General features: G+C 43.7%; 15 protein-coding genes. All 15 read right to left on the bottom strand.

Annotated features, from left to right (window positions below; all coding sequences use genetic code 11):
- Positions 1-3: 3 nt before the first annotated feature.
- The gene (locus BLV00_RS18380) at positions 4-1,041 is read right to left on the bottom strand and encodes a branched-chain amino acid ABC transporter permease (RefSeq protein WP_093046402.1); all 1,038 of its coding nucleotides are present in this window, start codon (positions 1,039-1,041) and stop codon (positions 4-6) included.
- Entirely contained in the window at positions 1,041-1,904 is an 864-nt protein-coding gene (locus tag BLV00_RS18375) for a branched-chain amino acid ABC transporter permease (RefSeq protein ID WP_093046401.1), read from the bottom strand. Before BLV00_RS18375 ends, BLV00_RS18380 begins: the two co-directional genes overlap by 1 nt.
- A gap of 60 nt (positions 1,905-1,964) precedes the next feature.
- A complete protein-coding gene (locus tag BLV00_RS18370; protein ID WP_425441706.1) occupies positions 1,965-3,644 on the bottom strand; it encodes a long-chain-fatty-acid--CoA ligase in 1,680 nt (559 codons plus the stop codon).
- A 104-nt stretch (positions 3,645-3,748) separates the two neighbouring features.
- Complete coding sequence (locus tag BLV00_RS18365) at positions 3,749-4,486, bottom strand: enoyl-CoA hydratase/isomerase family protein (protein ID WP_093046429.1); 738 nt, start codon at positions 4,484-4,486, stop codon at positions 3,749-3,751.
- Positions 4,487-4,564: 78 nt separating this feature from the next.
- A complete protein-coding gene (locus BLV00_RS18360; RefSeq protein WP_093046399.1) occupies positions 4,565-5,350 on the bottom strand; it encodes an SDR family NAD(P)-dependent oxidoreductase in 786 nt (261 codons plus the stop codon).
- Between the two features lie 28 nt (positions 5,351-5,378).
- Positions 5,379-6,125, bottom strand: a complete 747-nt coding sequence (locus BLV00_RS18355; RefSeq protein ID WP_093046398.1) for a 2-phosphosulfolactate phosphatase — start codon at positions 6,123-6,125, stop codon at positions 5,379-5,381.
- A 29-nt stretch (positions 6,126-6,154) separates the two neighbouring features.
- The gene (locus BLV00_RS18350) at positions 6,155-7,210 is read right to left on the bottom strand and encodes a phosphotransferase family protein (protein WP_093046397.1); all 1,056 of its coding nucleotides are present in this window, start codon (positions 7,208-7,210) and stop codon (positions 6,155-6,157) included.
- A 28-nt stretch (positions 7,211-7,238) separates the two neighbouring features.
- Entirely contained in the window at positions 7,239-7,643 is a 405-nt protein-coding gene (locus tag BLV00_RS18345) for an acyl-CoA thioesterase (protein WP_093046396.1), read from the bottom strand.
- An 87-nt stretch (positions 7,644-7,730) separates the two neighbouring features.
- Entirely contained in the window at positions 7,731-8,300 is a 570-nt protein-coding gene (locus tag BLV00_RS18340; protein ID WP_093046395.1) for a TetR/AcrR family transcriptional regulator, read from the bottom strand.
- An 89-nt stretch (positions 8,301-8,389) separates the two neighbouring features.
- Positions 8,390-9,562, bottom strand: a complete 1,173-nt coding sequence (locus tag BLV00_RS18335) for a thiolase family protein (protein WP_093046394.1) — start codon at positions 9,560-9,562, stop codon at positions 8,390-8,392.
- 14 nt (positions 9,563-9,576) lie between these two features.
- The gene (locus BLV00_RS18330) at positions 9,577-10,350 is read right to left on the bottom strand and encodes an SDR family oxidoreductase (RefSeq protein WP_093046393.1); all 774 of its coding nucleotides are present in this window, start codon (positions 10,348-10,350) and stop codon (positions 9,577-9,579) included.
- Positions 10,351-10,367: 17 nt separating this feature from the next.
- On the bottom strand, positions 10,368-11,573 hold the full coding sequence (locus tag BLV00_RS18325) for an acyl-CoA dehydrogenase (protein WP_093046392.1): 1,206 nt from the start codon (positions 11,571-11,573) through the stop codon (positions 10,368-10,370).
- 12 nt (positions 11,574-11,585) lie between these two features.
- A complete protein-coding gene (locus BLV00_RS18320) occupies positions 11,586-11,990 on the bottom strand; it encodes a MaoC/PaaZ C-terminal domain-containing protein (RefSeq protein WP_093046391.1) in 405 nt (134 codons plus the stop codon).
- On the bottom strand, positions 11,987-12,436 hold the full coding sequence (locus BLV00_RS18315) for a MaoC family dehydratase N-terminal domain-containing protein (protein WP_093046390.1): 450 nt from the start codon (positions 12,434-12,436) through the stop codon (positions 11,987-11,989). Before BLV00_RS18315 ends, BLV00_RS18320 begins: the two co-directional genes overlap by 4 nt.
- Before the next feature lie 17 nt (positions 12,437-12,453).
- Positions 12,454-13,218: a 3-oxoacyl-ACP reductase FabG gene (gene fabG / locus BLV00_RS18310; protein ID WP_093046389.1), complete on the bottom strand. Its 765-nt coding sequence runs from the start codon at positions 13,216-13,218 to the stop codon at positions 12,454-12,456.
- Positions 13,219-13,229: the final 11 nt, after the last annotated feature.

The following is a 13,229-nucleotide window of genomic DNA, read 5'->3' as shown; positions in this document are numbered from 1 at the left end:
TGGTCACCCCTCCTTGACCTTTTTGTCGGGAACGGAATTGGCATCTGAAAATTCCGCATCCTTATGTTTCTTTATTAAAGCTCTCATTCGCTTTTTTTCTTGCCGCTTTATCTTCCATTCATAAAAGGCCCCTATAATACCTCTGGGGTAAAAAATAATTAGTAAAGTGAGAAGCGGACCAAAGATCAGCATTCGAAAGTCTTGTAAAAATTGCAGGGATTGAGATACCCATACAATCAGTATGGTGCCCACAATCGGACCAGCTAATGTCCCGATGCCGCCTACTAACAGATACATCAGCAGATCAAAAGTTATCGTAATGTATCCTATATCAGGACCAATGAATCGTATGAACGATGCATACAATACACCAGCTAATCCGGCAAACAATGTAGAGAGCACAAAAACCATCAGCTTATTTTTCATGGTGGCGATCCCTAAGGTCTTTGCCAGCTCCTCGCTATTACGGATAGCAATGAATGTCCGCCCTGACAAAGAATGAACAATTCGATATACCATAAGTACGGTAAGCAGGAGAAAAAATAAAATCAGATAGTACTGAGATTGCGGCTCCTCAAATGAAAGCGGACCGACACCAGCCGGGACCGGAATGCCAATGAGACCACGCACTCCCCCTGTCAAACCGTCCCATTTATCGATGACCAGATAAATGATATAGCCTACACACAAGGTATAGATCGCAAAGAAATGTTCTTTTGTCCTTAAGGCTATTAAGCCGATTAATAAGCCTAAAATACAAGTGATTATCAGAGAGGATAGAAAAGCCAGCCAATAATTCATGCCAACTTTTACTGTCAGTATTCCTAAAGAGTAGGCTCCTATAGCAAAAAAACCAGCATGGGCGAGTGAAAGATATCCGGTATAACCAGCCAGCAAATTCAGTCCATAGACAGCAATCATCCATATAAATGCCAGCGTCAATATATGGAGCACATAACTGTTTTTAGTCAGGAAAGGAAAAACGAGTGCCAAAAGAATGAAGCCTGAGATGACGGTCCTTCTGTTTACTAAAGCAGCCATTAAAATCCCTCCCTGGCAAACAACCCTTTAGGTCTGAATGATAGTATGATTACTAAAAGCAAAAACGCAATGATATCTTTGTAATCGTTAGAAAGATAAGTAGCTCCAAGACTTTCACTGAATCCAAGAATATATCCTCCAAGGATAGCCCCCGGTATGCTGCCCATTCCACCCAGAATAATAATGACGAAAGCTTTCAGTATCACTAAGTGGCCCATTCCTGGAAAGACAAGGTTGATCGGCGCAGCAAGTGATGCAGCAATAGCGGCCAGGCCACCTGAAATCAGGAAGGTCAGCATAGCTACTTTATTCGTATTGATTCCCACTAAATGTGCTCCCTCGCGATTTTGCGCCATTGCTATAATCGTAGAGCCGACCATTGTTTTCTTTAAGAATAGGTATAGCAGCAGCATAACCACTACCGCACCCACATTGATGAGGACACGTTGCATCGTTACTGTCAAGCCGAAGAGATTGATTACTTCCCCATAAGGTGTACCCATAGAACGATAGTCTGCTCCCCAGATCAATTGCGCCAGAGCTTCAAGAAATAGTAAAATACCGATTGCTGCTATTTTGTCATGAATCGGCGGTGCATTCCTTAAAGGATGAAAAACCAGCCTTTCCATCAGAACACTCAGCAAGCCGACAACCAACACGGATACAGCCATAGCCAGCCAATAGTGGATACCCCACAGAAGCATCATCGTCAAAGTTACATAAGCACCCAGCATATACATAGCACCATGGGCAAAGTTTGGTATATGCAATATCCCGTAAACCAACGTCAGACCTAGAGCAACCAGACTATATACACTTCCTATCGTAAGCCCATTAAATAACTGCTGCGATAATATATCCATATAACTACCCCTTTAGTGGATAATTTTTAAATCCCCAAATGCTGACACTCTCCTTTTCTCCTATCTATTAACCCTCTCCACCTTTTCCTTTTCTTCTTCCTGAAGCTTCCTCCATAAAATTTTTCCGCTGTTCGTTGTCGGGAATTCCTGCTTGAACTCCACTTGCCGAGGATATTTATAAGCAGCCATATGCTTCCTGGCCCATTCTACAATCTCTTCTTCGGTTACTTTTCCTTGATAATCCTCATTTAAAATTACAAAGGCCTTAATATCTTCCCCTTTGCGTGGATGAGGCACACCGACTACACACGCTTGTTGGATTGCTTCATGATTATATAGGTGAGACTCAACTTCGGTTGGCCAGACGTTATAGCCAGAAGCATTGATCATCCGTTTTACCCGATCCACGATGAAGAAATAGCCCTCATCATCACGTCGGGCAATATCTCCTGTCCGGAAAAAAGACTTGCCGTCGATATCAATAAAAGCATTCCTGTTTTCATCTTCTCTATTGAAATAGCCGGCCATCACCTGGGGCCCATTTACCACAATTTCTCCTATTTCTCCAGACTCCACCTCCTCATTAGTAACCGGATCGATAATTCTAGCATCAACGTCAAAAGCGGGGATTCCTAAACATTGCCTTTTCGGACGGTCCGGTGGATTAAAATGCGTTTGAGCAATCGTCTCCGATAGTCCATACCCTTCTACAAATTCTAATCCTGTCAACTGGTAAAGCTTTTCTCCGACAGCTTTCGGAACCGCTGCTCCTCCCCCGGAAATGGAAATCAGGGAAGTAAGTTCTTCTGGTTTTAAATCGGGGTTTGCAAGAAAATCGATCAGCATGGTACTAATCGTTACCCAATGGGTGCATTGCTGTTCTTTAATCAGCTTCTGTGCAGTTTCCCGATTCCATCTGGTCATGATCACCATAGTACTGCCTGCAAATATCGGCATATGCATGCTGTGGATCATCCCGGTAACATGAAACAAAGGAAGGGTCATCAAATTTCTGGAGTTTGTCGTAGTACGTGACCAATAATTAGCGCCTATTGTATTCGCCTGAACTGTACGATTGGTATGCATACAGCCCTTCGGCAGGCCAGTTGTCCCTGACGTATAAGGGATAACTGCCAAATCATCGACCGTACTCCCCCTTTCCTCAGGAGGATATCCTGACTGGATCGCATCCTCCCATAGATAATAACCAGTTTCCGTAAAGGCTTTCCGCGGAGTACTCACTTCTTCTGGAACCACACCGCCAAAATTGTCTCCTTTATAGTCAGAATAAGCCGCAATGACTAGGTTCTGAAGCGGAGTGGATGTCAGTGTGGGCTGTACTTCTTCCATTAATTCCTGACCAATGATTCCATTTTGAATATCACAGTCTTTTATATAAAACTCTAATTCACTAGCCTTCAACATCGGATTAATAGGTACTACCACAGCATCCGCTCGTAATATCGCATAATAAGCGATCACAAACTGAGGAGAATTTTGCATAAACAATAATACTTTGTTCCCTTTGGAAACCCCCAGTTTGTGTTGCAAATAACCTGCTAAGGCTTCCACTTCGTCCATAAGCTGACGATAGGTCATCGAGTTACCATAATAATAGATAGCCTCATGGGCAGGAAACCGCATAGCAGAAACAATCAAATTATCAACAAGCGTCGTTTCAGGAACAGTAAGCGATTTGGTCAACTTCGGCCAATAAGCAAAGTGATCAGTCCGGGTCACATTATTCTCTCCTTTCAAAAACACCTTTGTAAGCGTTGTCATTTTGTGGATAGTGTTTATTAAATATAATAAATTTTCAGTTAATTACGCTGGCAGATAGATGCTTATTTTCCTTGGAAGTCAGGATGACGCTTTTCTTTAAAAGCTTTTACTCCTTCACGATGATCTTCGGTGGTAATCACTGTGGCCTGTGTAATTCTTTCTGCTTCGAGGATTTCGTCTAAACTGGAGGAAAGAGAACGGTCAGTTAATTTTTTAATGAACCCATAGGCTCTTGATGGTCCGGAAGCCAGCTTTTCCGCATAGCGCTCGACATCGATTTTAAAGGTATCAGTCGGATAAATCTGATTGACGATACCAAGGGATTTTGCTTCCGTGGCATTGATAGGAGAGGCATGGAACATTAACTCTTTCGCTCGATGTACTCCAATCAATCTAGGCAGGAAATATGACCCGCCTCCATCTGAAATCAGGCCTACTTTGGAAAAGCTTAAGACAAAATCACTATTTTCTGCCGCCAATATGATGTCACAGGCTAGTGCCAAATTAAAACCTGCCCCAGCTGCAAAACCATGAACCGCAGCAATCACCGGCTTTTCAAGATCCTTTATCGCTAAAATCAGTTCGTTGAGCTTGCCGATATGTTCATAAGCGTCAATCGGTTCGCTCGTTCCCATTGTCTTGACATCACCCCCAGCACTGAATGAGCGTCCGGCACCAGTGAGTATTACTACCCGTATATTCTCATCCTGTTTCGCCTGGTTGATTGATTTCTTTAAATCAGCAATCATCGCTGGACTGAATGAGTTTAATGATTCCGGACGATTCAACGTCAAGTTCATGACAGACCCTTCTACTTGGACAAGCAAATCTTTCGTATCTGCTTTTTGCAAAGTGATTCCTCCTTTGGGTACTCTTTTTTACTTCACCAGCCATCCGCCGTCTACCAATAAATCTGAACCTGTCATATAAGATGCCTCTTCAGAAGCTGCGAAAGCTATAACATTAGCAATTTCATCGGGATTCCCCACTCTGCCTAAGGCAGTGTTTCTCTTGACCGCATCTTCAAATCGCTTATTTTGCAAACCACTTTCTGTCAATGGGGTTTCTGTAAATCCAGGTGATACGGAATTGACACGGATCCCGTAGGGTGCAAACTCCGCAGCCAGCGCCTTGGTGAAATTGATTACTGCCGCTTTAGAAGAGCTGTAATGAGGAATTTGAGCCCCTGCTTTATGGCCCGATAATGAAGCGACATTGACAATCGAACGATCACTGAATGTTTCCTCGTCCACATCTTGGCTGCTGTCTATCATCAGTTTGCCAAGTATTTTAGATACGAGAAAAACGCTCTTTAAATTCGTGGCTTGTATCCGGTCCCATTCTTCAGCTTCTAAATTGAGAATAGTAGATTTTCCAGAAACTCCAGCATTATTTACCAATACATGAATGGTTCCATATTTTTGCTGAATGAATTTCTTTAATTCTTCCATTTCGTCTTCCTTGGTTACATCGGCGGAAAATACCGCTGTATCTGCTCCTTTCAAAGAGCTCTTGATTCTTTCAGCAGTATTTTCAAGCTTAGAGGAAGTACGTCCAACCAGAATCACCTTGGCCCCTTCACCAGCTAATCGTGCAGCCGTTTCTTCCCCAATGCCGCTGCCTGCTCCTGTCACTACCGCTACTTTCCCCTTGAATCTACTCATGTAGCCAACACATCCTTTGTCATCACTGTTATTTTTTTATTTCTACATGCTGGTGATTAATGATTCTCCCGTTATCGGCCAACTTGGGTATCACTTGAAACAAGTTGCTACTCGCAACGAAATCTACTTCTCTTTCAAATCCGTGGGTGATCAGCATCTGGCCAATACGAGAGTCCTTAAGGAGTTCAGGTCCTTTTTGCATGTTGCCTTTGTAAAAATGGAAAGCCGCATTTGCCGCATCCGTTAAATCGATTTCTTCTTTCACATTTGCCATTAAACAGTCAATAAAATAACCTGCACCATAAAAGTCTTCTATATTGAACTCTCCAGACGACCCTGCACAAACGAGCACAATCGTTTCATTTGAAAATCGTTTCCTTATATCTTCTGCGACTGTCTTGCTGTTCAATAATGACGCAGCATAGATTATTTTTGCCGGGAAAGAATTTTTCAGTGCGACAGTTCCATTAGTGGTTGACAAAATAACGCTCTTCCCCTGAACTTTTTCTTTCAAGTCCAAAGGGTTAGGAGCTAAAAAACCTTCAATTGTTGCCCCTTCATATTCACCAACAAGGACATAACTCCCGTCAGCTCTCCCGCTTGCTTCCTTTTGAGCATCAGGACCATTCAGTACCGGAACGACTTCTTTAGCTCCAAACGCTAACGCTGCAGTTATGGTAGATGTAGCAAGCAGTATATCAAATACCACTGTAACCTTTTCCTGCATCTTCTCTGGATCGATTTCTTCCTTCTTTAACAGAAGGTGAATTTTCATTGTTTTACACCTCAAGTCAGGAATCAGATTTATTTTTCCGCATTATAAACTGCGTATTGAATCAGGTTGTCAACAAAATGATTCAGTTCAGCGAACCGGTCATCCTGTGTTTGTCCTTTTTTCCAGCGGTAGTAGATTTGTTGGCAAATGACAGCTAATTTAAAATAAGCGAATGTCATATAGAAGTTTATTTCCGAAAGATCTCTGCCACTTTTTCTGGCATAGGCTTCCAGGAATTCATCCCTTGTCATAAAACCGGGTAATGTGGTGATCGGCTCTTCCCCTAACCCTCGTTTTAACAAGTCGGAATCGTCAGCTTCGATCCAATAGCTCATTGCTACTCCCAAGTCTGCTAACGGGTCGCCAACTGTTGTCATTTCCCAGTCGAACAACCCATTCATCCCACTTAAATCATCATGGAACATGGCATTGTTCAATTTGTAATCATAATGGATGATTGTCGGTTTCTGAGATTTTGGAAGATGATTGACCAGCCAGTTTTTCAGGGAAGAAATGCCTGAAATATCATCAGTCTGTGACCGCTCATAGCGTTTGATCCAACCATGGACCTGTCTTTCCATAAACCCGTCAGGCTTTGTCATTTCTTTCAACTTGGTCTTAGTAAAATCAATGCTATGTAGAGAAACGAGTGAATCAACCATGATTTCTGAGATGTCCTTACATAACTGATCGGTCACCTCTACACCTTCCGGAAACTTTGTATCTAATACGACTCCGTGCTTTCTTTCCATGATAATGAACGGACTGCCAATCACTCTTTCATCAGCAAATAAATAAGGCTCAGGTGCCTGTGGAAAATAAGGGTGAATTTCCTGCAGGATTTTAAACTCCCTTTCCATATCATGAGCCTTGGGAGCGACAGGCCCTAACGGCGGCCGTCTTAATACTGCTTCCCATCCGTCACCCATATTCAATTGATAGGTCAGGTTGGATCGTCCGGCACTGAATTGTTTGATGGTCAACGCTTGATCCGGCAAATTCTTGAATTGGCTTCTTAAGTAGGCTTCAATGGCAGGAAGGTCCAACTCTTCCCCTTTCCGAACTGGTATCGTCTGTGAACTCATTGGATTCACTCCTTACTTAAGATAGTTGCTAATTCATGACAAGATATCCTTCAAGCACTTCTCTCAGTGTAGATGGAATTTCTTCCGTTTTTTGTTTCTCATAATTGAAACAAACGATAGTGGCTTCCGCAGTAGCGACCAATTCACTAGTTTCAGCTGCCTTGATCGCATGATGGAAGCTGAAACTCTTCGATCCGATTCTTGAGATGGATGTTGAAATAATCAACCGTTGTTTGAAATAAGCTTGGCTCACAAAATCACATTTCGTGGAAGCGATGATAAACCCCTCAAAAACTTCTGATCGATTTGGCTGAATCGCTTCAAAAAATTTCCCACGCGCTTCCTCCAGATAAATAAAGTAACTGGTGTTGTTGACGTGCCCTGCTGCATCTGTCTCACAAAACCTTACCCACACCTCTGTTTCATGGCTCATTATTAGACCTCCTGCACCTGGATAACAATCTATCTACCAACTAGTCAGTATGTGAGTGTCATAGAAGGGCATGCCCCTTGCTATCCGTTACTCTTTTTTATTGATTCCATTGAAAATCATATTGGTATACATGTCTGTAAGTTCATCGACAGAGACGTCTCCTTCAGGATTGAACCAGTAATAACTCCAGTTCGTGATTCCAAGAATACCACGAGTTATCATGTCTGCATTCAAATTTTCTTCGAAGTCGCCTTCACGGATTCCTTCTTCGATGACTTTTTGGACATTTTCACGAAAAAGATCCCTTTGTTGCATGTTCTGCGCCAGGTATTCCTGCTGTAGATTGCGCATCTCGCGGAAAAAGATTCTGGCACTTCTTCTTCGTTCCTGAATACTTTGGATAATCATATAAATAATCTCTCTGATTTTCGTTCTGCTGTCTTTGTCAGCATCATTGATGATTTCCTCTTGCTGCTTCACTAAATATTCAATGTAATAAAGATGAATATCTCTTAATAATTCCTGCTTACTTTTATAGTAATAATAGAAAGTACCCTTCGTAACGTTGAGTCCCTCGACGATATCCTGGACAGATGTTTCGGTGAACCCTTTTTCATCAAATAATTGGATGCTGTAATCAATAATTTTTTGTTTCATATTCCATTTCCTCTCGCTTAGATATGATAGGAAAATTATATCATACCTAACCTTTCTCGAAGCTTTCCCTTATTGAAAACAGCCAGTTGTCATACGCGCTCGAGGATTGTTGCTATACCCTGTCCCCCGCCTATGCAGGCCGTAATGAGTGCATATTTCCCATTTGACCGCTGCAACTCATATATAGCTTTTGTAGTCAATATCGCTCCAGTCGCTCCAAGCGGATGCCCATGAGCTATCGCCCCGCCATTTACATTTACTTTTTCCAAGTCCATCTCCAGTTCTCGGTTACAAGCAAGGACCTGTGCGGCAAAAGCTTCATTGATTTCAATGACGTCCATATCTTTAAGATTAAGTCCAGCTTTTTGTAATACCTTTTTCGTTGCAGGCACCGGGCCGATTCCCATGATATTTGGATCAACGCCTGCTACGGATTGGGCACGCACTACTGCCAGAGGATTCACATCAAGTTCGTCCGCTTTTTCGCCAGACATTACGACAAGAGCTGAAGCCGCATCATTCAAACCTGAACTATTCCCGGCTGTTACGGTCCCATTTTCAAGGAAAGCCGGGCGTAACTTCGAGAGCGCATCGATTGTGGTTTGCGGACGGGGATGTTCATCAATCTTAAAATCTATCGAATCCTTTTTCCGTACCGGAACTTCGAAAGGAACTATTTGCTCATCAAACCTTCCCTCTTCCATTGCTCTCGCCATCTTGCGTTGACTGCTTAAGGCGAACTCATCCTGTTCCTCCCGGCTGATTTCATATTTTTCCGCGAGGTTTTCAGCAGTGATCCCCATCGGAGGATCTCCTATTTCTTTTGGGGATAACTGAGATTTCCTGAATTTAGGAGGAACCGGACTATAAGGCCTTTCCGGGCGATCCATCAGATAAGGAGCACGACTCATACTTTCAGTCCCACCAGCGATATAAACATCTCCATCCCCGGCTCGAATTGCTTGTGCTGCCAGATTCACCGCGTTTAATCCTGAGCCGCATTGGCGATCTACTGTCAATCCTGGCAGGCTGATAGATAAACCTGTTTCGAGTGCTGTTAACCTGGCAATATTTCCTCCTCCACTTAATACGTTGCCAAAAATAACATCCTCAATCTGTTCGGGCTGGACACCGGCACGCTGAACAGCTGATTTGATGACCTCCGCTCCTAACACATGAGCTGGAACCGTAGCTAACGTTCCTCCTTGCCGCCCGATCGCTGTTCGGACAGCTGAAACGATAACAGCTTCTCTATTCGCCATCACCTTCACTCCCTTCACATAGCATGAGATCCACCATCTACAACTAACGTTTCTCCTGTTACATAGTTTGATGCAGCAGATGCCAGGAATACTGCCGCTCCTTTCAGATCATCTTCCGTACCAAACTTTCTTAACGGCGTTCCATTAAGGAAAGCATCTTCTCCTTGTTCAATCAGGACTTTGGACATTTTCGTCGGGAAAAATCCAGGAGCGATGGCATTGACATGAATACCTTTCGGTCCCCATTTGACAGCAAGATCTTTCGTGAACGTAATCACAGCCCCTTTGCTGGAATTATAGCCGATTGTATCCATATATTTCGGGTCTGACCCTTTCAGCCCCGCAACAGAAGCGATATTAATGATTTTCCCTGTTGTTTGTTCCAGCATCACTTTACCTACGGCCTGTGACATCATAAACGTTCCGGTGACATTGACATTAATTACTTTCTGCCATGCTTCAAGCGGCATCTCTTCGACTGGAGCTCCCCAAGTCGCGCCACTGTTATTTACCAGAATGTCTATTGTCCCGAACCGCTCCATGGTCTGCTCGACTACGTTTTGAATGTCGTCCGGATTGGTAATATCACATTTCAAAGCAAAAGACTCAACACCCATCTTTTTCAAGCTTTCACTTACTTCTTCACAGGCTTCTACTTTTCTTGAGCAAACGACTACATTTGCTCCAGACTCTGCAAACCCTTCCGCAATCTGTTTCCCTAATCCTCTGCCGCCGCCAGTTACGATGGCGGTCTTTCCTGTTAAATCAAACAGCTCTTTGACATGCATGGATGTCCCTCCCAGATTCAGTGATTTTTTCTTAATTCATATTTGGCAATGGCTCTCCGGTGGACTTCATCAGGTCCATCAGCCAGGCGCAGCGTCCGTATATTTGCCCACTTCGCGGCTAGAGAGTAATCATCACTGACACCGGCTGCTCCAAATGCCTGTACTGCCCGGTCAATAACTTTCAGTGCCATATTAGGTGCTACTACTTTAATCATCGCAATTTCAGCTTTGGCCTCTTTGTTTCCTACCGTATCCATCATATAGGCAGCTTTCAATGTTAATAGGCGAGCCTGCTCAATCTCTATTCGAGAATCGGCAATCCACTCTTGGATAACACCTTGATCAGAAAGCCTCTTTCCGAAAGCCTCCCGTTCTTTGACACGCGTACACATATCCTCAAGCGCTCTTTCGGCTGCACCGATCGTCCGCATGCAATGGTGGATTCTTCCTGGCCCCAGCCTGCCTTGTGCAATCGCAAACCCTTTTCCTTCTCCCCAGATTAGGTTCGATGCAGGGACACGGACATTATCGTATTCTATTTCTGCATGACCGTGCGGCGCATGGTCATAACCATAGACAGGCAGTACCCGCTTGATATGCACCCCAGGAGTGTCTAGAGGAACAAGGATCATCGACTGCTGTTCGTGTTTAGGTGCTTCCGGATCGTTCTTCCCCATCACGATTGCTATTTTACAGCGTGGATCTCCCGCACCTGAAGACCACCATTTCGTTCCATTGATGACATACTCATCGCCATCCCTTACAATACTGGTCCTGATGTTAGTAGCATCAGAAGAAGCTACATCCGGCTCTGTCATAGAAAAACAGGAGCGGATTTCTCCATCTAATAACGGTTTCAGCCATTTTTCTTTTTGTTCATCTGTCCCATAACGCTCCAATACCTCCATGTTCCCCGTATCAGGAGCTGCACAATTGAAAATTTCTGGTGCTATATGGGACCGCCCCATAATTTCACATAACGGCGCATACTCCATGTTTGTCAATCCCGCACCATACTCGCTCTCAGGCAAAAACAAATTCCATAACCCTTTTTCCTTTGCTTTCTGCTTCAACTCTTCCATGATAGGCGGGACAGTTGAAAACCGATCTTCCTTATTCAACTGCTCCTCATACATGGATTCATTCGGATAAATATATTCCTCCATGAAAGCTTCCAATCTATGCTGCAACTCCTGAACTTTTTCCGTATATTCAAAGTTCATAAGCCATCTCCTTTATTCATACTGACTAAAAACCACTGTTCCTTTGATAACATGCTTGCCCTCTTGATTAGCGGCAGCAACATCGAAATGCAAGTGCTGATCTGTTTTATCAGCTAAGGTCGCCTGTAAGGTGATGACATCATCGAGTCGGACCATACCTTGGAATCTTATTTTATAATCCTGGATAAATCCTTCTTCATAATAAGGAGTGAACAATTTAGCGAGATTGCCCATCGTCCACATGCCATGTGCGATAATCCCAGGGAGTCCGGCTCTTTCGGCTTCTTCATCAATCGTGTGGATCGGATTGTAATCACCTGATGCTCCTGCATATTTGATCAGGTCCATCCGCGAAACCGGGGATAGTGTGACGTTCTCCAGTGATTCCCCCGCTTCTAACACATTTAATCTATTCATACCATCATCTCCTTCCGAACCGCTTCTGTGATGATGACTACTTGCTCCTCTGTGAAAATCAGCTGGCCATCCAGATCTTCCCCATATCTTTTTAATAGCAAAAAGCCCATTTCCCCACTTTTTCCTTTTCTTTCATAGTAATCTTTTACTTCCGCATAGCAGTTGATTTCTTCTCCCACTATCAAAGGCCTTTCATAATGAAACGTCTCTTCGCCGTGAATCAACCCTTTTGCAGGTAACTCCAATTCCTCAATTGTGCCGTACTCAAAGACTCTCGGAAAAGTCGGGGGAGCGATGTTGTTGTTATACCTGGACTGTTTTCCGGTCTCCTCACATACGAAAATCGGGTGCAAGTCACCGATAGCTTCTGCAAACTTTTTGACTGCTCCTCTTTCCACGGCATTCTTAACGGGGTTCGATTTCTTTCCAATAACATGTGACAGCATGAATGAGCCCTCCTTGATTAGTCTTTTGGTCCGCCAGCTACGTATAGTACCTGCCCATTGACGAAGGATGATTGTTCATCTGCATAAAAAGCAACAGCATTTGCAATATCCTCTGGTTTGCCGCTTCTTCCTACAGGAATATTGGAGACACTAGCTTCCACTAATTCTTCGAAGGAAATACCGATTCTTGCCGCTGTCTGCTTAGTCATATCAGTCTCAATGAACCCGGGAGCGACCGCATTTGCTGTTATACCGAAGCGGCCAAGCTCGATCGCCAATGTCTTTGTAAAACCCTGCAGTCCGGCTTTAGCTGTTGCATAGTTTGCCTGGCCACGATTACCCAAGGCGGAAGTCGATGATATGTTGATGATACGGCCGTATTTATTCTCGACCATATATTTTTGCGCTGCCCGCGCGGCGTTGAAAGACCCTTTCAGATGAACTCCCATCACAGTATCCCAATCGGAATCACTCATTTTGAAAAGCATATTATCCTTGATTACACCGGCATTGTTGACAAGGATGTCCACTGAACCATATTTCTCATACACTTCTTTCATGGCATTCTCTACCTGTTCAGCTTCCATCACATTGGCAACCTTCGTAAATACTTCATAACCTCTTTCGTTGAACTCATTTGCTGCTTCTGTAAGCGCCTCTTCGTTGATATCAATGATAGCTACTTTCGCTCCCTCTTCCGCGAATCTTTGAACAATTCCTTTTCCAATTCCGCGGCTTCCACCTGTGACGAATGCTACTTTTCCATCAAATCTACCTGACATAATCGATTCCT

The organism is Thalassobacillus cyri, from assembly GCF_900107755.1.
Classification (GTDB): domain Bacteria; phylum Bacillota; class Bacilli; order Bacillales; family Halobacillaceae; genus Thalassobacillus; species Thalassobacillus cyri.
Note: the sequence above shows the minus strand (reverse complement) of the source record. Positions and strands in the feature narration are given on the sequence as shown.